Source organism: Mesorhizobium sp. GW821-FHT04C10 (assembly GCF_059420305.1).
This window is the reverse complement of the sequence record NZ_JBWKTL010000001.1, coordinates 6,418,186-6,437,981: the sequence shown is the minus strand read 5'-3', so window position 1 is coordinate 6,437,981 and position 19,796 is coordinate 6,418,186. Positions and strand designations below refer to the sequence as shown.

At 63.9% G+C, this 19,796-nt stretch carries 19 protein-coding genes; 9 read left to right on the top strand and 10 right to left on the bottom strand.

The genetic code is table 11. The features are described 5' to 3' along the window. The first annotated feature begins 3 nt into the window (after nt 1-3). From ocd to AC07UC_RS30865, 4 genes are all read left to right on the top strand, one after another. A complete protein-coding gene (ocd, locus tag AC07UC_RS30880; RefSeq protein WP_140774914.1) occupies nt 4-1,050 on the top strand; it encodes an ornithine cyclodeaminase in 1,047 nt (348 codons plus the stop codon). 260 nt (nt 1,051-1,310) lie between these two features. Next, complete coding sequence (locus AC07UC_RS30875) at nt 1,311-2,330, top strand: isopenicillin N synthase family dioxygenase (RefSeq protein WP_494908490.1); 1,020 nt, start codon at nt 1,311-1,313, stop codon at nt 2,328-2,330. Between the two features lie 309 nt (nt 2,331-2,639). Continuing rightward, nucleotides 2,640-3,329, top strand: a complete 690-nt coding sequence (locus AC07UC_RS30870; protein ID WP_494908489.1) for an SDR family NAD(P)-dependent oxidoreductase — start codon at nt 2,640-2,642, stop codon at nt 3,327-3,329. A gap of 396 nt (nt 3,330-3,725) precedes the next feature. Beyond that, nucleotides 3,726-3,977: a DUF768 domain-containing protein gene (locus AC07UC_RS30865; protein ID WP_056565310.1), complete on the top strand. Its 252-nt coding sequence runs from the start codon at nt 3,726-3,728 to the stop codon at nt 3,975-3,977. A gap of 54 nt (nt 3,978-4,031) precedes the next feature. Here AC07UC_RS30865 and AC07UC_RS30860 read toward each other — a convergent pair whose 3' ends face one another. The 3 genes from AC07UC_RS30860 to AC07UC_RS30850 all read right to left on the bottom strand — a co-directional run bounded on the left by AC07UC_RS30860 (nt 4,032) and on the right by AC07UC_RS30850 (nt 7,784). Further along, the gene (locus tag AC07UC_RS30860; RefSeq protein ID WP_494908488.1) at nt 4,032-5,168 is read right to left on the bottom strand and encodes a DmpA family aminopeptidase; all 1,137 of its coding nucleotides are present in this window, start codon (nt 5,166-5,168) and stop codon (nt 4,032-4,034) included. Nucleotides 5,169-5,170: 2 nt separating this feature from the next. After that, nucleotides 5,171-6,736, bottom strand: a complete 1,566-nt coding sequence (xseA, locus tag AC07UC_RS30855) for an exodeoxyribonuclease VII large subunit (RefSeq protein WP_494908487.1) — start codon at nt 6,734-6,736, stop codon at nt 5,171-5,173. A 91-nt stretch (nt 6,737-6,827) separates the two neighbouring features. Continuing rightward, on the bottom strand, nt 6,828-7,784 hold the full coding sequence (locus AC07UC_RS30850) for a LysR substrate-binding domain-containing protein (RefSeq protein ID WP_056565299.1): 957 nt from the start codon (nt 7,782-7,784) through the stop codon (nt 6,828-6,830). A 234-nt stretch (nt 7,785-8,018) separates the two neighbouring features. On the opposite strand from AC07UC_RS30850, the gene AC07UC_RS30845 reads away from it, so the two are divergent. Further along, complete coding sequence (locus AC07UC_RS30845) at nt 8,019-8,309, top strand: DUF1127 domain-containing protein (RefSeq protein ID WP_056565295.1); 291 nt, start codon at nt 8,019-8,021, stop codon at nt 8,307-8,309. A 216-nt stretch (nt 8,310-8,525) separates the two neighbouring features. On the opposite strand, the gene AC07UC_RS30840 is transcribed toward AC07UC_RS30845, so the two are convergent. The 4 genes from AC07UC_RS30840 to AC07UC_RS30825 form a co-directional block, all read right to left on the bottom strand. After that, nucleotides 8,526-9,524 (bottom strand): DUF937 domain-containing protein, encoded by a 999-nt coding sequence (locus AC07UC_RS30840; RefSeq protein WP_202323849.1) that lies wholly within the window; start codon nt 9,522-9,524, stop codon nt 8,526-8,528. A gap of 89 nt (nt 9,525-9,613) precedes the next feature. Continuing rightward, nucleotides 9,614-10,987: a glutamate--cysteine ligase gene (locus AC07UC_RS30835; protein WP_494908486.1), complete on the bottom strand. Its 1,374-nt coding sequence runs from the start codon at nt 10,985-10,987 to the stop codon at nt 9,614-9,616. 144 nt (nt 10,988-11,131) lie between these two features. Further along, nucleotides 11,132-11,866 carry a 16S rRNA (uracil(1498)-N(3))-methyltransferase gene (locus AC07UC_RS30830; RefSeq protein ID WP_494909011.1) on the bottom strand — a complete coding sequence of 245 codons (735 nt, stop codon included), beginning with the start codon at nt 11,864-11,866 and terminating at the stop codon, nt 11,132-11,134. A gap of 31 nt (nt 11,867-11,897) precedes the next feature. Next, the gene (locus AC07UC_RS30825; protein WP_494908485.1) at nt 11,898-12,545 is read right to left on the bottom strand and encodes a hypothetical protein; all 648 of its coding nucleotides are present in this window, start codon (nt 12,543-12,545) and stop codon (nt 11,898-11,900) included. Nucleotides 12,546-12,633: 88 nt separating this feature from the next. On the opposite strand from AC07UC_RS30825, the gene AC07UC_RS30820 reads away from it, so the two are divergent. After that, entirely contained in the window at nt 12,634-13,332 is a 699-nt protein-coding gene (locus tag AC07UC_RS30820) for a type 1 glutamine amidotransferase (protein WP_202323846.1), read from the top strand. Nucleotides 13,333-13,656: 324 nt separating this feature from the next. Continuing rightward, the gene (locus AC07UC_RS30815) at nt 13,657-13,788 is read left to right on the top strand and encodes a hypothetical protein (protein WP_013893872.1); all 132 of its coding nucleotides are present in this window, start codon (nt 13,657-13,659) and stop codon (nt 13,786-13,788) included. A gap of 35 nt (nt 13,789-13,823) precedes the next feature. On the opposite strand, the gene AC07UC_RS30810 is transcribed toward AC07UC_RS30815, so the two are convergent. Genes AC07UC_RS30810 through AC07UC_RS30800 form a run of 3 tightly spaced genes read right to left on the bottom strand, consistent with a single transcriptional unit; the run spans nt 13,824 to nt 16,594 of the window. After that, on the bottom strand, nt 13,824-14,591 hold the full coding sequence (locus AC07UC_RS30810; protein WP_494908484.1) for a metallophosphoesterase family protein: 768 nt from the start codon (nt 14,589-14,591) through the stop codon (nt 13,824-13,826). 37 nt (nt 14,592-14,628) lie between these two features. Then, nucleotides 14,629-15,765, bottom strand: coding sequence for an alpha-hydroxy acid oxidase (locus tag AC07UC_RS30805; protein ID WP_140774924.1), 1,137 nt, complete (start codon nt 15,763-15,765; stop codon nt 14,629-14,631). Nucleotides 15,766-15,790: 25 nt separating this feature from the next. Continuing rightward, nucleotides 15,791-16,594: an FCD domain-containing protein gene (locus AC07UC_RS30800; protein WP_140774925.1), complete on the bottom strand. Its 804-nt coding sequence runs from the start codon at nt 16,592-16,594 to the stop codon at nt 15,791-15,793. A 225-nt stretch (nt 16,595-16,819) separates the two neighbouring features. Between AC07UC_RS30800 and AC07UC_RS30795 the strand changes: the two genes are divergently transcribed. Then, complete coding sequence (locus AC07UC_RS30795; RefSeq protein WP_140774926.1) at nt 16,820-18,142, top strand: DUF3422 family protein; 1,323 nt, start codon at nt 16,820-16,822, stop codon at nt 18,140-18,142. A gap of 124 nt (nt 18,143-18,266) precedes the next feature. Then, complete coding sequence (locus AC07UC_RS30790; protein WP_202323842.1) at nt 18,267-19,763, top strand: FAD-linked oxidase C-terminal domain-containing protein; 1,497 nt, start codon at nt 18,267-18,269, stop codon at nt 19,761-19,763. Nucleotides 19,764-19,796 lie beyond the last annotated feature (33 nt).

The window sequence follows — 19,796 nt, the reverse complement described above, 5'->3', positions numbered from 1 at the left end:
AAAATGATCCCCAATCTCAACATCGTGCCGTTCGTCAGCGTCGACCACATGATGAAGCTGGTGCTGAAGATCGGCGTCGAACGCTTCCTCGTCGAACTTGCCGGCTATATCGAGGATGATTTCCGCCGCTGGGACCTGTTCGACAAGACGCCGCGTGTCGCCTCGCACAGCGCCGAGGGCGTCATCGAACTGATGCCGACCAGTGACGGCGAGGTCTATGGCTTCAAATACGTCAATGGCCACCCCAAGAACATGCGCGAGGGCCGCCAGACGGTCACCGCCTTCGGCATGCTGGCCGATGTCCACAACGGCTATCCGGTGCTCTTGTCGGAAATGACCATCCTGACCGCGCTGCGCACGGCGGCGATGTCGGCGCTTGCGGCAAAGCATCTGGCGCCAGTCGGCTCCCGCAGCATGGCGCTGATCGGCAACGGCGCCCAGGCCGAATTCCAGGCGCTGGCCTTCAAGGCACTGCTCGGCATCGACACATTGCGCCTCTACGATATCGACCGTTCGGCGACCGAGAAATGCATCCGCAATCTGGCCGGTCTCGGCTTCGACATGACCGCCTGCACGACCGCGCAGGAGGCGGTCGAGGGCGCCGACATCATCACCACCGTCACCGCCGACAAGCAGTATGCCACCATTCTCACCGACAACATGGTCGGCTCCGGCGTCCACATCAACGCGGTCGGCGGCGACTGCCCGGGCAAGACAGAACTGCACCGCGACATCCTGTTGCGCTCCGACATCTTCGTCGAATATCCCCCGCAGACCCGTATCGAAGGCGAGATCCAGCAACTCGCACCGGATCATGAGGTCACTGAACTGTGGCAGGTCATATCAGGCGCCGTGCAAGGAAGGCGCGATGCCGGCCAGATCACGCTGTTCGATTCCGTCGGCTTCGCCATCGAGGATTTTTCGGCGCTGCGCTATGTCAGGGATCAGCTGAAGTCGACCGGCCTCTACCAGGAACTCGACATGCTGGCAGACCCCGATGAGCCGCGCGACCTGTTCGGCATGCTGTTGAGGGCGGCCCGGCAGGATTGAGGGAGATTGGGCGCGCCCAGAGTCTGCCTGTCCCGGCATGATCGCGATCTTCATCAGCTCGCCCGTCCGAATGGAAAAATTGTTCGTCGCGGCCGCGACGAAGGGCCGATCGTTTCTTTCCCGGCAATTCGAAGTCGATGAGACTTGCGCGCGTTGATGGCGGCTATGGTCGCGCAAAAGTGCCTGCATGTTCAATCGGCCGTGTTCTGCGGATGGAGGTTTCAAGCAACATCCGCAAAGCACTGGGAAAGGAGCCTGATATGCCTAGAATAGTGCCTGTGCTCGATTTGAGCCGTCTTGAGCAAGGCGCGTCGGAACGCCGGACATTTCTGGCGGACTTGCGCTCCGCTTCGCGCGACATCGGCTTTTTCTACCTGGCTGGACATGGCATCTCCTGGGCGGAGATCAGCGAGGTACTCACCGCATCGCGTCACTTCTTTGCCTTGCCGGAAGCCGACAAGCTTGCAATCGAGATGGTCAAGTCCTCTCAGTTTCGCGGCTATACGCGCGCGGGCGGCGAACTGACCAAGGGCAAGGAGGACTGGCGCGAGCAGCTCGACATCGGCGTCGAACGCCCGGCAATCGCGCAAGGGCCGGGGGTTCCCGCCTGGACGCGGCTGCAGGGACCGAACCAGTGGCCCGCGGCGCTGCCGGACCTCAAGCCGGCGCTGCTTGCCTGGCAGAGCAAGGTGACGGCCGTGGCGATCCGGTTGCTCAAAGCCTTCGCGCTGTCGCTCGATCAGCCCGAGGATGCCTTCGACCCGATCTATCGCGGGGAGCCCAACCATCGCATGAAGATCGTGCGCTACCCCGGCCGCGATGCAACCGGCGGCGAGCAGGGCGTGGGCGCGCACAAGGATGGCGGTTTCCTGACGCTGCTGCTCCAGGATGACAACAAGGGGCTGCAGGTCGACTATGACGGCGCCTGGGTCGATGTCGATCCCATTCCCGGCACACTCGTCGTCAACATCGGCGAACTCCTCGAACTGGCCTCCAACGGCTATTTGCGCGCGACCGTGCATCGGGTCGTGACGCCGCCTGCCGGCGTTGAACGCATTTCGGTGCCGTTCTTCTTCAGCGCCAGGCTCGATGCGACGATACCGCTGCTTGGCCTTTCCGAGGAATTGGCGGTGCAGGCGCGCGGGCCGGCCAGCGATCCGGACAATCCGCTGTTTCGCGATGTTGGGACCAATGTGCTGAAAAGCCGGCTGCGCTCGCATCCCGACGTCGCGAGGCGCCACTACGCGGATCTGCTTGAAGGGGAAAGCCGGGTTGGTTGAGCTTCCTGGCGAAGAAGGGACAGAATTTTCGCTATTCTGACCAATCTTTAGAAAATCATCCGTCGTATCTGTCCGAGAATCGGTTCAAAAGAGAAAAATCCGTTCGGTGTTTTCCTCCCATTTCACTGAGCGGTGTTCCCCTCTGAAGGTTATGACCTTCTTTTTGGCCGGGCCGCTTTCGCGCCCGGCCATTTTTCTGGAGCAATTCCAGGTGCCTCGGCGTTGCCGCCGCCGCGCTGATCCGGCAAGCTTCAACACCGTTCATTCGCAAGCCATCGACCGCAATTCGTGCAAGGAAGGAAAGGTCCCATGACATCCAATGTCGCCGTCATTGCCGGTGCGGGCTCCGGCTTGAGCGCCTCGCTGGCGCGCCTCCTCGCCAAGGAAGGGTTCAGCGTCGTTCTGGCCGCCCGAAACATTGAGAAACTCGGTGCATTGCAGGCTGAGACAGGCGCGCAGGCCGTGGCAACGGATGTCTCCGATCCTGCGTCGGTGGAGCGTCTGTTCGATGTCGCCGACAAGGCCGGTCCGCTCTCGCTTGTGGTTTTCAACGCCAGCGGACGCGCTCGCGGGCCGATAGCCGAGCTCGATCCCGAGGCGGTCCGGCAGGCTTTGCTGGTTGGGGCCTATGGCGGGTTCCTGGTCGGCCAGCAGGCGGCACGCCGGCTGGTGGCTCTAGGTTCGGGCTCGATCCTTTTCACCGGCGCGACAGCAAGCGTGAAGGGCTTCGCCGGCTCCGCCGGCTTTGCGATACCCAAATTCGGCTTGCGCGGACTGGCCCAGTCCATGGCCCGTGAACTGGCGCCGAAGAACATCCACGTCGCGCACTTCATCATCGATGGCGCCATCGCCTCGGCCACGTCCGGACAGGAGTCCGGGCCGCCGGATCGCCGGCTGTCTCCGGACGACATCGCCGAGGCCTATCTCTCCATCCATCGCCAGCACCGCAGCGCCTGGACCTGGGAAATGGAGCTGAGGCCCTGGGTCGAAACCTTCTGATGGGTGCGCGGGGGTGCGACTTTGGTGCAACCTGTGGGCACGGTTGGGAGGAGTCGACATTGGATGAGGATATCACTATATACCGGCGGCCTCGTTGGCTGGTGCCTTGAGGCGCAACGTAAAAGGCGGCTGTAGCGACAGCCATTGAGACTAAGAAACGGACTGAAAGCCGTAAAAGGTAGAAGCAATTGCTCGGAGCGGGCCAGATCCCGCCAACGGTACAGTCCTTCAGAATCAGAAAATGTTCTTCACCCCTCGATTTCCTTCGGCTCTGTGGACCCTGCACGGCATTGACTTGCCGGCTGGCCGCGACTCGGCTGGAATGGGAGCATGCATCCTTTGCGGGATGCCGACGTTTATGATTACCAACCGGCTTTGCCGCCAGGGAACAGCAGTATGAGTGAACACGCCATCGAGTTCTTGCGGGGATGGATCGGCGAAAAGGTCCATTGCCAGTCCCAGGCCAGGATCGACAAGCAGGCCGAGACATTGGCCAGGGAATGCGCCGCCAAGGCGGCCGAGGTCGGCATCCCGCTGGAGGACATCCAGGAAGAAGTCGGCGATATCCAGGAACTCATTGCTTCCCGGCTCGAGGAAGCGGCCGAGGCCGACGAGCACCAGCAGGCCTCCAGCAAGGCTGCGGAATAGATTTTAACGGTCATTCTGTCTGAATGCGCGGGCCCGTCGGCCCGCGTTTTCGTCTCAGCCGAACTTTTCTTTCAGCCCGAATTTTTCTTTCAACCAGGCCTTCGGCAGTGCCGGCACGAAATTGCCGTCGCGCCCGGTCATATCGTCATTGGCGACCAGGGCGTTGAGGATCGATTCCTCGACGGTCTGGATCACCGCATCGAAGAACGGATCGATGTCCGTATCGGGAATGAAATCGGCGTTGGCGATTCGGCCCGACGGGGCCAATGCGGCGGCAGGGTTGGCTGTCGAGAAGGCGAGAAAGATATCGCCCGAGCTGTGATAGCCGAAGCCGCCGGTCATGGCGACGCCGAGCGGCACACGGCGAGCCAGCCGCTTCATCTGGTGCGGCAGGAATGGCGCATCGGTGGCGACAACGGCGATGATAGAACCCTTTTCGGCGCGGGTCGTGCCTTCACGGATCGCCGGTTCCGTGAGTTCCGGCCCGGCACGCAGGCCGCGAAGGGTGAAATTGTGGCGCTGGCCGAAATTCGACTGCACGAAGGCGCCGACCGTATAGGAATGTCCCTGCCATTCAACGACGCGCGACGCCGTGCCCGACCCGGCCTTGAAGCCGAAGGTGATCATGCCTGTGCCGCCGCCGACGCTGCCTTCTTCGACCGGCCCGCCGGTTGCGCCGTCAAGGGCTTCGGTCACGTGCTCAAAGGTCAGATGGTGGCCGTTTATGTCGTTGAGAAACCCGTCATAGGTCTCCGCCGCCACCGGCAGGCCCCAGCCGCTGTCGAGCGCGGCCGGCAGCACTTGATGCATCCAGCGCAGCGTGCCGTCGCGCGAAACACCGCAGGAATGCGTGTTGGTGATGGTGATCGGGAAGTTGAAGGCACCGGTTTCCTCGACGATGTACGAGCCGGTCAGTTCGCCATTGCCGTTCTGGCTGAAGATACCGGCGAAGACCGGCGTGGCCAGATCGGCGCGCGGCCTGGGCAGGATCGCGGTGACACCGGTGCGCACTGGCCCCTTGCCGACGACGAGCGCACCGTCCCCGGAAATCAACGTCGCATAGCCGACAGCGACGCCGGACACATCGGTGATTGCGTTGAACGGCCCGGGCGTTCCGTCGAAGCCTATGCCGAAGCTCCGCGCGCGCGGCTTGCCGCTGGGCGTGGCCAGATGGTGCGGATTTCCGGTCATGGTCAGAACAGCGATCCCTGATTGCCGGGTTCTTTCGCCTTGGCCGCTGGCTTGGCAGCCGGCTTCGGCCGCGCCGCACCACTGGTTGCCACCGCATCCGCCGTGCCGTCGGCGAACTCCAGCGAAAGCGCCATCCCCGATGTCACGTCGGCGGCCTGCTTGATGACCGCGCCATCGGCATCCTTCACCAGCGCGAAGCCGCGCGCCAGCACGGCCTTGTGCGACAGCGTGGTCAGCAGGCGCTCTGCCTGGCTCAACTGGCCGCGCAGCCGCTCGAGCCGCAGCGAGATGACACGATCCTGCCTCCTTGCGAGCGCTGCCAGTGCATCGGCCTGCTGCTTCTGCCTTCGTGCGATCGGTGCCGGCGACAGCCGCGTCGCGGTGCGCGCAAAGCGCGCGCGCCGTTCGCGCACGATTGCAAAGAACGCCGCCTGCGCGCGGGCGAGGTCACGGCCGGTCAGCGTGCGCGCCTCGTTGATGCGCCGCGACAGTGTGGCCGGCGTCAGCCTTTGGCCCTGGAGACGCGCCCGCTTGCGATCGACGCTGACGGACAGGCCGCGGCCGAGCCGGCTCGTCGCCTCATCGAGGCGCCGGCGCGGCAGCGCCAGTAATTGATCGGGCGAGGGCAGTGCGCGCGCCGCCGCGCGCGCGGCCTGCCGCTTGCGTTCGAAATTGCGTGAGATGGCCGCCTTGAGCCGCGCGCCAAGGCTGGCAAGCGTCGCTTCGAGGTCGGCCTTCACCGGCACGGCGATTTCGGCCGCGCCCGTTGGTGTCGGCGCCCGCACATCCGCGACGAGGTCGATCAGTGTCCAGTCGGTTTCGTGGCCGACCGCGGAGATCACCGGAATTCCGGAGGCGGCAACGGCGCGGGCGAGCGCCTCGTCGTTGAACCCCCACAGATCCTCCAGGCTGCCGCCGCCGCGCGCGACGATCAAGAGATCGGGACGTTGGATTGGGCCATCCCAGGCCAGTGCATTGAAGCCGGCGACGGCATTGGTCACTTCCACGCCTGATGTTTCGCCCTGCACGCGCACCGGCCAGACCAGCACATGCAGCGGAAAGCGGTCCTTGATGCGGTGGATGATGTCGCGGATGACGGACCCGGTCGGCGAGGTGACGACGCCGATGACGCGCGGCATGAAGGGCAGCCGGCGCTTGCGGCCGGCGTCGAAAAGCCCCTCGGCCTGCAGCCGGCGCTTGCGTTCCTCCAGCAGCGCCATCAGCGCGCCGGCGCCGGCCGGCTCCAGATTGTCGATGACGATCTGGTAGTTGGACTTGCCGGGATAAGTGGTGAGCTTGCCGGTGGCGATCACCTCCATCCCTTCCTCGGGACGGAATTTCAGCCGGCTCATCGTGCCTTTCCACACCACGGCGTCGAGCCGGGCGCGGTCGTCCTTCAGCGCGAAATAGGCATGGCCGGAGGAGTGCGGGCCCCGATAGCCGGAGATTTCGCCGCGCACCCGCACATTGCCGAAGACGTCCTCGACCGTGCGCTTCAGCGCGCCGGAGATCTCGCTCACCGTGTATTCGGTAGCGTTGGTGCGTGATTCGGATGCTGCTTCGCTCATCGGCCGATTGGGGGCTGGTTGGCGCCCCACGTCAAGGCGCCCGTATCCGGCCACGCGCTCAAGGCGCCTCGATTCTTCCCTGCCAGCCGGTCTACCAGCCGGGCAGGATCTGGTTCGGTCTCGTCCGCTTCATCTTGGCAAAGGCGAGCGCGGCGAAGTCGAATGTTCCCGTCTCCTCGCCAAGCGGCACCGAGATGTTGTCCAGGCTCTCCGAGATGTGGCGGGCAAGCGCATCGACGATCTCCGGCCGCGAGGTCTGGCCGCGCATGATGCCGATGCGGCAGTCGGGCAGGGCGCCGAAACCGTCGGCCTCGCCCAGCACCCGCATGCCGGGCCTGAGCGCGCATTCCGGCAGCACCGAGATCGCCAGCCCCGAAAGCACGGCGGCGGTGATGACGGTCGCCGAGAAACTGGTGAACAGGATGCGATAGTCGCGGTTCTGCTGGTCCAGCACATCGACGGCGGCGCGCCGCCAGATGCAGTTCGGCCGGCCAAAGGCCATCGGCAGCGTTACCTGTTCATGTGTCGCATGGTTGGCCGAGGTGACCCAAAGCAGCGGTTCGCGCCGCACCACTTCCGACTGGCCGCGCACATCATTGTGCGTCACCAGCGCCAGGTCGAGATTGCCGCGCTTGATATGTTCGACCAGTCCCGGCGTCGGCTCGCAGATGACAGTCAGTTCGACGCGCGGATTGGAGCGCGTGAAGCGCGCCATGATCTCAGGCAGGAAACGATCGGCGTAATCGTCCGGCGTGCCGATGCGGATCGTGCCTTCGAGCCGCTGGTCATCGAAGGCGGCCAGCGTTTCGCGGTTGAGGTAGAGCAGCCGTCTTGCATAGGAGAGCAGCTTGTCGCCTTCCTCCGTCAGCCTGTTGCTGCGCCCCTCCTTCTCGAACAGCGGCTTGCCGATCCGCTCTTCCAGCCGGCGCATCTGCATCGACACCGCCGACTGGGTGCGGTGCACCTCTTCGGCTGCCCGCGTGAAGCTGCCGGTATCGGCGATCGAGATGAAGGTTTGCAACTGATCGAGATCGAGCGGCGCTTTCATCGGTCCAATCCATCATTGATGTTGATGCTAAAGATTAGAAACATTCGTTGGATTAATCAATCGGCCGATGGCAAATTGGTATCGTCCACATCAACCCAATGCATGTCACCCAAAAGTGGACACCGGTTTTGGGGCAGCGACATGCATCTTTGAAAGTGAATCGAAGCCGGAACGGCCGCTGTCGCCAGCGCCGACTGCTTGGCTTTGTCCGTTCGAAGCTTGAAGGAGGCCGACATGACCACGATCGATTTCGCTACCGAGACCTCGCGCATCACCTCGCGTCCGGCCGTTGCGATGCGCGTGGCCAATACCGTCTTCAACTTCTACCGCGCCTGGAAAAACCGCCGCGCCTTCTACCGTCTTGGCGAGATGTCGGACGCCGAGCTCGCCGATATCGGCCTGACGCGCGCCGACCTGCATGTCGCCATCGACGTGCCGTTTGGCCGCGACCCGACGGCGATGCTGCGTGAAATCGCCAGCGATCGCGTGGAGACGATCGAGGATCTTGCCCGCAAGGTGGCCTGATCGGTTGAGTTTCGGTCGCGTTGAACCTTTTCAGGGCTCAGCGCGACCAAAGGTTCTGCAGGCTTCCCACTCCCTGCCGGTTCCCCGCCGGCCTGCCTGCACGTTGCCCGGTCCCCCCAAGGACCGGGCTTTTCTTTGCCTCTGCTTCGTCATCCTTGGGCGTAGCGACGCGTCGCTTTGCTCCTTGCTTCGCCCCAGGATGACGATCGCGAAATCCTACCTGCGATCCATGTCGCGCTTGAACTGATCGAAGATCGTTTCCACGCCCTTCTGATAGTCATCGCGCTGCTGGGCGCCGGTCTCGAACATCTTGCCGAACAAATCGTCGAACGGGTTCCTCGGCCTGCCGCTCGGGTTGGTCTGTGGTTGCGGCGCCTGGCGCTGCTGCGGTGCCTGAGGTTGAGGCGCCGGCTGCCCGCCGCCCAATCCGCCGCCGCCCTGCCGCAGCATTTCCTCGAAGATCTTTCCCAGCGGATTGTCACCATAGGGGCTCTGCGTCTGCTGTGGCTGCGGTCGGGCTTGCGGCTGCGGCGCGCCGCCACCAAACATGTCCTGCAGCACCTTGCCGAGCGGATTTTCACCATAAGGGTTGGGCGCTTGCTGCGGCTGGCTTTGCCCGCCGAACATGTCCTGCAAGACCTTGCCGAGCGGGTTGTCCATCGGGTTCTGGGGCGGCGGAGCCTGACGCTGTGGTGGTGCCGGGGCCTGCATGCCGCCTTGCCGCATCATCTGCTCGATGATCTCGCCGAGCGGATTGTTCCCACCACCGCCGAAGCCTCCCGCGGACTGCATCTGATTTGTCGTCTGCTTGAACAGGCCGCCCATCACCATCGAGGCGATCGCGGGCAGCATCTGCTGCAGGACCTGCTGGCTGACGCCGCTCGCTTGCGCAGCCTGGCTGGCCACGGCGCGTGACAGGTCCTTGGACCCGAACAGATGTCCGAGAATGCCGTTGCCTTCATCGACGCCTTGCGGCGAGAACGCCCGGGTCGCGTCTTCGAAATATTTGGCGTGCTGGCCGCTTGCCATGGCCGTCATGAAGGCGCCGAGACCGTAGGGATCGGCGGTGTTGCGTTGCAACCCCTGCGAAAAGGCCGGCAGCAGTGCTGCGACCGCCGCCTGTGTCTGCTGCATCGAAAGCCCATATTGTTGGGCAAGCGCCTGCATGCCGTTGCCGTTCTGGGCCTGGGTCAGCATGTCGAACAAGGTAGGCATCGGCTTCTCCTCCTGAATTCCTTGGAAGAGAGCCTAATTCGTTTCAACACTCGATTGAAGCGGCTTTTGCCGTTCCTTAACGCGCGCGGTTAATAGGCGTATTCCATGAACACCGGCTCGATCGAGCCGCCCCAGCGCGTGTGGTAGGCCGAAAGCATCTCCTCGGCGCTGGTCGTGCCGCGCGCAACCACTTCGTCCAAAGTGTTGAGGAACGAGGTTTCGTCGTAGCCGTCACGGTTCTTCTTGCCGCGGTTCTTCAGCCCTGTGCGCGAGATTGCCAGCACATCGCGCGCCATTTCGCGCAGCGTGGCGTTGCGGAAGGGCGCGGAAATGCCCAGCTCCGGCACCGCGTTGCGCATGGCCAGCACTTCCTTGTAGGTCCAGCTCGAGGTCAATGCCTCGGCCGCGCCGAGCGCCGCCTCGTCATAGAGCAGGCCGACCCAGAATGCCGGCAGCGCGCAGATGCGCCGCCACGGGCCGCCATCGGCGCCGCGCATTTCGAGGAAACGCTTCAGCCTGACGTCGGGGAACAGCGTCGACAGGTGGTTCGCCCAGTCGCCCATCGTCGGCAGCCCGTCCGGCACTTCGTTGCGAGCGGCGCCGGCCATGAACTGGCGGAAGGTGATGTGCGTCATGTCGTGATAATGGCCGTCGCGGATGACGAAATACATCGGCACGTCGAGCGCCCATTCGACATAGTCGGCGAAACCGAACTCGGGCGAGAAGCAGAATTCGAGCAGGCCGGAGCGCTGGTTGTCGGTGTCGCGCCAGATGTCGCCGCGCCAACTCTGCAGTCCGTTCGGCCGGCTCTCGGTGAAGGGCGAGTTGGCGAACAGCGCCGTCGACAGCGGCTGCAGCTTCAGCGAGACCTGCATCTTGCGGCGCATGTCGGCTTCGCTCTCGAAGTCGAGGTTAACCTGGATCGTACAGGTGCGGTACATCATGTCGAGGCCCTTGGTGCCGACCTTGGGCATGTAGCGCGTCATGATCTCATAGCGCGACTTCGGCATTTTCGGCGTCTCGGCCAGCGACCATTTCGGGCTGCCGCCGAGGCCGAGGAAGCGGATGCCCATCGGTTCGGCGATCTCGCGCACCTGCGCCAGATGCGCATTGCCTTCGCGGCAGGTCTGATGGATGGTCTCCAGCGGCGCGCCGGAAAGCTCGAACTGGCCGCCGGGCTCGAGCGAGATCGCGCCCTGGCCCGTCGGCTCGACCAGGCCGATGATGCGGCCGTCGTCGATGATCGGGTCCCAACCCAGCTTTGACTGCATGCCTTCGAGGATGGCGCGGATGCCGCGCTCGCCGCCATAGGGCACTGGCGCGTTGCCATCGACATAGAAGGGGAATTTCTCGTGCTCGGTGCCGATGCGCCACTTGTCGCGCGGTTTGTTGCCTTCGGCCAGGTGCTCGACGAGTTCGTCGATGTCTTCGATCGGCCGGAAATCGGTTGTGTCGCGCGCCATGGTTCAGCCCTCAGAGGCGGTCGAGCGACCGCCGGCGGTAAATGGACGAAATGTCAGTAGCCGATCAAGCGAAAAATCCTGAGCCACAGGTCAAGAGGAATTGAAGGCCACGATCCGGGCCATCCCCTTGCAGGAAGTGACGTCCTACCAGTCTCCGACAGTTGCCTGCATCACCGCAAGTGCCGCCACGGCCGCCGTGTCGGCGCGCAGGATGCGCGGTCCAAGCGGAATGGCGGTCACGAAGGGCAGGGCGCGCAGCATCTTGCGCTCGTCATCGGAAAAGCCGCCCTCGGGCCCGACCAGCAGCGCAAGCTTCTTCTCCTTCACCTGCCGCAGGGCAGGCAGCGGATTGTTGGTCGAGGCGTCCTCGTCGCAGAAAACCAGCCGCCTCTCCTTGTCCCAGCCGGTCAGCACGCGTTCGAACTTTTCCGCCTCGCGAACCTCCGGCACCGCCAGGATGCCGCATTGTTCGGCGGCCTCGACGACATTGGCGCGCAGCCGGTCGATGGACGGCTTGGCGACTTGCGTATGCTGGGTGATGACCGGCTGCAGGATGCCCGCGCCCATCTCGACCGCCTTCTGCACGAGATAGTCGAGCCGCCCCTGCTTCAGCGGTGCGAAACAGTAGATGAGGTCGGGCAGTGGCGGCTGCGGCCGCTGCAATGCCAGCACCCTGAGCTTGACCGCTTTCTTCGACTTCGCCGCGATGGCCGCCGACCACTCGCCATCGCGGCCATTGAAGACCAGGATCTCGGCGCCTTCGCCAAGCCGGAGCACATGCATCAGATAATGGCTTTGCTGCTGACCGGCGTCGAATTCGGCATCCGCCCCGAGGTCGTCGGGCACGAACAGGCGTTGCATCTTGTAATTGGCGCGCATCGCCGAGGAATGAGCGAGCCGGTCGCCTGCGTCAAGTCTCGGCCGATGCATGCCAAACAGGTTGAAAGCCATGTCGCAGAACATTGAGCGTTGTCGCTGGCGTGAGCAGCAAAAGCATCTTTTCGCCGAGTGAGCCGAAATCGGCGGGTGGGCCATAACCGGCGAACGACCAGCGCAGTGCCTGGCCGCCGCGCAGGGCATAGGCTGAACCGCCGTCCGCAACCATGGCGCCGTCCGGCAGGCCGCCAAGGTCTTCAACGACAGCCACAGGCGGCTTGCCCCCCGAAGCCAGCCGCTCCTTGTGCAGACGTTTGTCGACCTGCGGGGCGCGCGGCTCGGCAATGCCGAAGGCTTCACCGAAGCGCTGGACGAACTCCTTGGCCCGTTCGCGCTGGCAGAAGAAGCAGGGGCGGTGTCCCGCCGCCAGGGCCGTAACCTCGTCGAGGAAGAAAAGCTCGGTCCAGCCGGCCTTGCCGCCGGGCCTGTTGCGGCCCATCGGCTCGCGTCGCACATTGCGGAACTGGCACACGCAGATGATCCAGGCCTGAAGCGCCCAGCGTTTCTTCAACAGAGTCTTGGTTTCGGGATCATGGATGATGCCGCGATTGCCGGTGAACAGGCCGCGCTCGGGCACGGCGTGGATGGCGCCGAACGGATCGACCCGGTTCTGCAGTGGCATAGTTCTCTCCTGGGATACGCATCTTGGCTGCTGTGCGGGCGGCATGATATCGCTCGTCGCACCATTTTCATGTCAGCAGGATTTTGCGATGCGGGTGCTGGTGGTCCAGAACTACGACAATACCGGCCTCGGCCAGGTTGGTGCCGCACTCGCGGAAGCGGGTGCCGATCTCGATGTGCGGCTCCCCTACAAGGGCGACCCGCTGCCGCAGGATGCGGCCGGGCACGATGCCATGGTGGTGCTCGGCGGCGGCCAGAATGCGCTGGCCGACGATGAATATCCCTATTTCCCGGCGTTGCTTGAACTGACCCGCGATTTTGCCGGCAAGGACCGCGCCGTGCTCGGCATCTGCCTTGGCAGCCAACTCGTCGCCCGCGCCTTCGGGGGCGAGAACCGCATCGGCGCCGCCAACGAATTCGGCTGGCGCGGCGTCTCGCTGACGCGGGATGCCAAGGCCGATCCGGTGCTGGCTGAACTGCCGGAAAAATTCCCGATCTTCCAGTGGCACGACGACACATTCGAACTGCCGCAAAACGCTGTGCGGCTCGCCGGCAATGATGTCGCCGAAAACCAGGCGTTCCGTGTCGGCCGCGCCGTCTATGGCTTCCAGTTCCATTTCGAGGCCGATCGGCCGATGGTGAAGGACTGGTGCACCTCCTTCGCCCCCACCATTGCCGCGCGGCATCCCGACTGGGCCGGCAAGCTCGATGGCGAAATGGCCCGCAACGGACCCGACGCCGATGCCGCCGGGCTGGCCATCGCCCGCGCCTGGGTGGCGACCATCTGAGACACCCGCTCGCCAGGGCGAATTTCGAAACAGTCTCTGAGCGTCCATTCCTGCGCGTGACATAATTGGCACGCGGCCGTGAAACCGGCTGGGGAAAACCTCTTTCATTCTTGGCTTGTGTCCGCCCGCCATTCTAGAAGGCGCGCGCTCTGCATCTGAAGTGCAACCGCGATGAACCTTTTGTGTGACCCGTGCGACACACCGTCGATACAGAACGCGCCTAGAAGCGCGAAATCGTCGAAACTTTGAAGCGAATTCTCCGTTTCAACGCATTGGTAACCGCCTGGTGCACAGATGCAGAAAGCTCAACAAGAGATGACCTCCGTGAAAGCAGCGCTTCTGTCCTTTGCCATGTTGTCCGCCATCGTGCTTTGCGGTCTCGGCATCTATGCCGCCGATGCCGCCAACAACCACAACGCCGTCGACGGCTACGGCGTTACCGCCTCGCTTCGCTAAAGCCGGCTCGCTGGCGACGCTTCCTGCGGCGCGGCTCAAGCTTCTTTTATTGTCATTTCCAGGATGCGTTTGTCCGCTCCGTCCACGACGAGCGCGGTAAGCATGCCTGATTGCCAGGCAAGCGTGTCGACGTTGACGCGGTTGGCCATCACTTCGGCCTCGGGGACGGGTGTGTGGCCATGCACCACGATCTTCGGGAAAAGGCCGGTGTAATCGTGGAAAATGTCGCGGATCCAGATCAGGTCCTGCGGGCTCTGCTTGTCCAGCGCAATGCCCGGCCTGATGCCGGCGTGGCAGAAGAAGAAGTCGCCTGATGTCACCGAGAACGGCAGCGACCGCAGGAAATCGACATGGCTTTGCGGCACGGCTTCGAGCAATGCCTGATGTCCGCGTCTCATCGTCTCCGTCTTGCCGAACCAACTGGCGTCCGCGGTGAGGGAGACCCCGTAGGACAGCGCCGTCTGGACGCCGCCATAGCGCATGAAGAGCCCTTCCGGTTCAGGGTTTCCCAGAAAATCGAGAAAGCCGATGTCGTGGTTGCCGGCCAGAATCAGGTTGCGCGGGTCGCGTTTTCGGGCTTCGATCAGAAAATCGATGACGCCCTTGGACTCCGGCCCGCGGTCGACATAGTCGCCGAGATGGATCACCCGCCAGTCGCGAACCGGTTTCCACTCCAGCTCGCTCTCGATCCGCCGGTGCATGGCGGCCAGCAGGTCAAGCCTGCCATGCACGTCGCCGATTGCGTAAAGGCGCACATCGTTCGGCCCATGCGCGTCGAGAAAATGGATGCCGGGTTCCGCCAAGGCCTCGTGGTCTCCGTGGTCAGGCTGTCATCGGACCCTAGCGCCGGAGCTGGTCCTTGCCCATGTCCGTGACCAGACGCTTTCCGCACAGCGCCAGCGTGATGTCCATCTCCTTGCGGATGATTTCCAACGCTTTGGTAACCCCTTCCTTGCCGAGCGCGCCCAGGCCGTAGAGGAATGGCCGGCCGATATAGGTGCCCTTGGCGCCGAGGCAGAGCGCCTTCAACACGTCCTGGCCGGAGCGGATGCCGCCGTCCATGTGCACTTCTATTTTGTCGCCAACCGCGTCCGCGATCTCTTCCAGCGCCATGATCGACGACGACGCGCCGTCGAGCTGGCGCCCGCCATGGTTGGAAACCACGATCGCGTCGGCGCCGGTCTTGGCCGCCATCAGTGCATCTTCCTTGTCGAGGATGCCCTTCAGGATCAGCTTGCCACCCCAGCGTTCCTTGATCCAGGCGACATCCTTCCATGACAGTTGCGGATCGAACTGCTCCGTCGTCCAGGACGATAGCGAAGAGACGTCACCGACACCTTTGGCGTGGCCGACGATGTTGCGGAAGGTGCGGCGCTTGGTGCCGGCTATGCCCAGGCACCAGCGCGGCTTGCTGGCCAGGTCGATGATGTTGGCCAGCGTCATCTTGGGCGGCGCCGAAAGCCCGTTGCGGACATCCTTGTGGCGCTGGCCGAGGATCTGCAGGTCGAGCGTCAGCACCAGGGCCGAGCACTTTGCCGCCTTCGCCCGGTCGATCAGGTCGAGCACGAAATCCTTGTCGCGCAGCACATAGAGCTGGAACCAGAACGGTTTCTTCGTCACCGAGGCGACATCCTCGATCGAGCAGATGCTCATCGTCGACAGGGTGAAGGGCACGCCGAATTCCTCGGCCGCCCGCGCGGCCAGCATCTCGCCGTCGGCGTGCTGCATGCCGGTCATGCCGGTCGGCGCCAGCGCCACGGGCATCGACACTTTCTCGCCGATCATGGTCGATTCCAGTGAGCGGTTGCTCATGTCGACCAGAACGCGTTGGCGGAACTTGATCTTCTGGAAGTCTTCTTCGTTGGCTCGATAGGTGCTCTCGGTCCAGGCGCCGGAATCGGCATAGTCGAAGAACATCTTGGGCACGCGCCGGCGGGCGAGATCCTTGAGGTCTGCGATGGTGAGAATGTCGCTCATGATGGTCCCCGCTTAATCGAAATGACTAGGAGCGTCTGCGTGCTGGTTCGCTATCGCCGGCTTCCGAACGCTGCCGCAGCCTCAGCCGCGACACCCGTTGCCAGTCGCCGCTGCGCTCGGCTTCGGCCATGGATCGCTCAACATAAATCATGTGGTCCATCGCCGCCTGGCGGGCAGCTGTGGGATCGCCGGCCTTCACCGCGCCGTGGATTGCCTTGTGCTGCGCAAGCAGCGCCTCGCGCGCGCCGGGCACGGTGAACACCAGCAGCCGGTTCTGGAACACGCCTTCCGACAGCAGCCGATAGCAGGAGCGCAGCGTGTGCAGGAGCAGGATGTTGTGCGCGCATTCGCAGATCGCGTGATGAAACTCGACGTCGATTTCAGCCTCGTCGTCGAAATCGCCGGTGCGGTGCGCCTCGTCCATGCGCGCCATGATGCGGTCGAGCAGCGCAAGGTCCTCCGGGGTGGCGCGCCGCGCCGCATATTCGGCGGCGATGCCTTCGATCTCGCGGCGGTATTCCAGATAATCGGTCACCGCCTTGCGATGCATCGAGATCAGGTCGGCCACCGGCTTGGTGAACAGCTGGCCGATAATGTCGGCGACATGCGTGCCCCCGCCGGCCTTGGTCGTCAGCAGCCCGCGCCCTTCGAGGGCCTTCAGGGCATCGCGCAGGATCGGCCGCGACACGTCGAACTGGCGTGCCAGCTCGCGCTCGCCGGGCAAGCGATCGCCCGTGCGCAGTACGCCTTCGAGGATGAGGCTCTCGATCTGTTGCACCACCTCGTCGGCGGTGCGCGAATGCTCGATCCTGGAAAAAATGTCGCTCAACAGAATGCCTGGAAGGTGAACCGGTGTCGCACAGGATAAAGCCTGCGTCGCCAACTGGTCAAATTATTTATCCAATTGGTCGAAGGGCGTCGGTTTCGCCGCCCGCCGCTCTATGATCTTCGGCTAAACTTTGCTGTTTGCGTCGTCCGGCGATTGGCCCTAGAGGGACGCGAACGCCAAAAAGGGTCAAAGAAAGAGGGTTCAGAGAAACCCGGGGGACAAGCCGTGTCAGACGACCCGTCCAATCTCGAGTTCCAGCCACGCGCCAAGGGCAGCGTCATGGGTTTTCCCGCGCATGAGGGCCGGCCCGGCGCACTCGGCGAGGTCCACGCCCGGCCGCATCCGCTCATTGAAAAGCCGCGCGTCCTCGTGCAACTCGCCTTCATGACGGAGGGCGGCTCCGGCGTCGACCACGCCGTGCTTTCCGAACTGTCGCGGCGCCTTGGCATCGCCGCGCCCGATCGCCAGGCCCGCCACCATGCGATGAAATGGGGCAAGGGCTCGCTGCGTTGGGAGCGGCATACCGAATTCTCGACCTATCTGTGGGAGGGGCCGCTTTCTGAAAATGGCAGGACTCAGGAGGATTCGCCCTTCGGCAACGGCTTTTCGCCGCCGGGAACCGTCATCTCGGGCATCCGGCTCGAAATCCGCAAATGGACGCAAGTCAGCGAGCGGCTGATCGCGGCTTTCGACCCGACCAGCCTGTGCTACTCGCTGGTCGAGCGCGGCAACGCGGCGATCGTCACCGATTTTCGCCAGGATGGCGACGGCATGACCCGTATATTGGTGCTTGATCGCGGGCTGACACCGGCCCGTACCGGGGCACTGTCGCAGCGGCTGATCGACATCGAGACCTACCGCACGCTGGCCATGCTCGGCCTGCCGCTGGCCCTGACCCTGTCGGGCCGCGCCCGCCGCATCGAGGACAGGCTGGCCCAGACCACGCTGGAAATGAAGGTCGCCGAGACACGCGACAGCCAGACGTTGCTGGCGGACCTGACCGAACTCGCAGCCGAACTCGAGGCGGACGCTGCCTCCAGCCTCTACCGTTTCGGCGCCAGCCGCGCCTATGACGGCATCGTCGTCGAGCGGCTGGAAGCGCTCGAGGAAGAGGCCGTACCGGGCTACGACACCTGGGGCGGGTTCCTGCAGCGCCGCGTTGCGCCAGCCATGCGCACCTGCCGCTCGGTCGAGGAGCGCCAGGCCAATCTGTCACGAAAGCTGACCCGCGCCACGACGCTGCTGCGCACCTGGGTCGATGTCGAGGTCGAGAAACAGAACCGTGACCTGCTCGCCTCGATGAACAACCGCGCTCGCCTGCAATTGCGCCTGCAGCAGACCGTCGAAGGTCTTTCGGTCGCCGCCGTCTCCTATTATGTCGTCGGCCTCATCGGCTATGTCGCCAAGGGCGCCTCGATCTTCGGCCACGCCTTCGCGCCGGAGGTCGTCACCGCCGCTTCGGTGCCGGTGGCCATCCTGTTGGTCTGGTGGGGCGTGCGCCGCGTGCGCCGGCTGCATTCCGAGCCGGCGAAGCACCCAGGCGAATAGCGGCAGATTGCCGCTACGGAAGCTCGTCCCGGGCCTTGGACGAGCGTCTTCACACCGCGGCATTTGCAACCGGCTCGCTTAACTGGTAAAAGATGTTGACCAGTCAAGCGAATGGGGGCTGCTGATGTCCGGCTTGGCCATGCCGAAACCAGACGACGCCACGATGCGTCGGCGCGACGAGATTATCGCGGATATGCGCATCATCGTGCCGGGTGAGGGCGTCGTTGACGCGACCAATCAAATGCGCGCTTTCGAGAGCGATGGCCTGACCGCCTATCGGCAATTGCCGCTGGTCGTCGTGCTGCCCGAAACGGTGGCGCAGGTCTCGCGCGTGCTGAAATACTGCAACGACCGCAACATCCGTGTCGTGCCGCGCGGTTCCGGCACCTCGCTGTCCGGCGGCGCGCTGCCGCTCGAAGACGCGGTCCTGCTGGTCATGAGCCGCTTCAACCGCATCCTTGCGATTGACTATCCCAACCGCACCGTCGTCGCCCAGCCGGGCGTCACCAATCTCGGCATCACCATCGCCGTCGAGCAGGAGGGCTTCTATTACGCCCCTGATCCATCCTCCCAGATCGCCTGCTCGATCGGCGGTAACGTCGCGGAGAATTCCGGCGGCGTGCATTGCCTGAAATACGGCCTTACCGCCAACAATGTGCTCGGCATCGAGATGGTGCTGATGAATGGCGAGGTGGTGCGGCTGGGCGGCAGCCATCTCGACGCCGAAGGTTACGACCTGCTTGGCGTCATGACGGGTTCGGAAGGCCTGCTCGGCGTCGTCACCGAGGTCACGGTCCGCATCCTCAAGCGGCCGGAGACGGCGCGCGCGCTGTTGATCGGTTTCCCGACCAGCGAGCAGGGCGGCCAGTGCGTTGCCGACATCATCGGCGCCGGTATCATTCCGGGTGGCATGGAAATGATGGACCGGCCGGCGATCCATGCGGCGGAGGATTTCGTCCATGCCGGCTATCCCCTGGATGTCGAGGCGTTGCTGATCGTCGAACTCGATGGGCCGGGCGTCGAGGTCGATCATCTCATCACCGAGGTCGAGGCGATCGCCATCCGCAATGGTTCGACCACCTGTCGCATCTCGCAATCCGAGCAGGAGCGGCTGACTTTCTGGGCCGGACGCAAGGCGGCCTTCCCCGCCGTTGGCCGCATTTCGCCCGACTACTACTGCATGGACGGCACCATCCCGCGCAAGGAATTGCCGCGCGTGCTGGCCGGCATGCGCGAGCTGTCGGAAAAATACGGGCTTGGCGTCGCCAACGTCTTCCATGCCGGCGACGGCAATCTGCATCCGCTGATCCTCTACGATGCCAATGTGCCCGGTGAACTCGACAAGGCCGAAAGCTTTGGCGCCGATATCTTGCGTCTCTGTGTCAAGGTCGGCGGCGTGCTCACCGGCGAGCATGGGGTGGGGGTCGAGAAGCGCGACCTGATGCCGGAAATGTTCAACCAGGCCGATCTCGACCAGCAGATGCGCGTCAAATGCGCCTTCGATCCCAACCATCTGCTCAATCCGGGAAAAGTGTTCCCGCAACTGCGCCGCTGCGTGGAACTGGGGCGCATGCATGTGCACCGGGGACAGGTGGCGTTCCCGGATATTCCGAGGTTTTGAGGATGGCCTGTCAGAACGGGGGTTCCTCGCCCC

What these genes read in the sequence shown, in the direction of transcription:
- ocd (WP_140774914.1), top strand. Translation starts at nt 4, where the DNA reads ATGATCCCCAATCTCAACATCGTGCCGTTCGTCAGCGTCGACCACATG.
- AC07UC_RS30875 (WP_494908490.1), top strand. Translation starts at nt 1,311, where the DNA reads ATGCCTAGAATAGTGCCTGTGCTCGATTTGAGCCGTCTTGAGCAAGGC.
- AC07UC_RS30870 (WP_494908489.1), top strand. Translation starts at nt 2,640, where the DNA reads ATGACATCCAATGTCGCCGTCATTGCCGGTGCGGGCTCCGGCTTGAGC.
- AC07UC_RS30865 (WP_056565310.1), top strand. Translation starts at nt 3,726, where the DNA reads ATGAGTGAACACGCCATCGAGTTCTTGCGGGGATGGATCGGCGAAAAG.
- AC07UC_RS30860 (WP_494908488.1), bottom strand. Translation starts at nt 5,168, where the DNA reads ATGACCGGAAATCCGCACCATCTGGCCACGCCCAGCGGCAAGCCGCGC.
- xseA (WP_494908487.1), bottom strand. Translation starts at nt 6,736, where the DNA reads ATGAGCGAAGCAGCATCCGAATCACGCACCAACGCTACCGAATACACG.
- AC07UC_RS30850 (WP_056565299.1), bottom strand. Translation starts at nt 7,784, where the DNA reads ATGAAAGCGCCGCTCGATCTCGATCAGTTGCAAACCTTCATCTCGATC.
- AC07UC_RS30845 (WP_056565295.1), top strand. Translation starts at nt 8,019, where the DNA reads ATGACCACGATCGATTTCGCTACCGAGACCTCGCGCATCACCTCGCGT.
- AC07UC_RS30840 (WP_202323849.1), bottom strand. Translation starts at nt 9,524, where the DNA reads ATGCCTACCTTGTTCGACATGCTGACCCAGGCCCAGAACGGCAACGGC.
- AC07UC_RS30835 (WP_494908486.1), bottom strand. Translation starts at nt 10,987, where the DNA reads ATGGCGCGCGACACAACCGATTTCCGGCCGATCGAAGACATCGACGAA.
- AC07UC_RS30830 (WP_494909011.1), bottom strand. Translation starts at nt 11,866, where the DNA reads ATGCGCGCCAATTACAAGATGCAACGCCTGTTCGTGCCCGACGACCTC.
- AC07UC_RS30825 (WP_494908485.1), bottom strand. Translation starts at nt 12,545, where the DNA reads ATGCCACTGCAGAACCGGGTCGATCCGTTCGGCGCCATCCACGCCGTG.
- AC07UC_RS30820 (WP_202323846.1), top strand. Translation starts at nt 12,634, where the DNA reads ATGCGGGTGCTGGTGGTCCAGAACTACGACAATACCGGCCTCGGCCAG.
- AC07UC_RS30805 (WP_140774924.1), bottom strand. Translation starts at nt 15,765, where the DNA reads ATGAGCGACATTCTCACCATCGCAGACCTCAAGGATCTCGCCCGCCGG.
- AC07UC_RS30790 (WP_202323842.1), top strand. Translation starts at nt 18,267, where the DNA reads ATGTCCGGCTTGGCCATGCCGAAACCAGACGACGCCACGATGCGTCGG.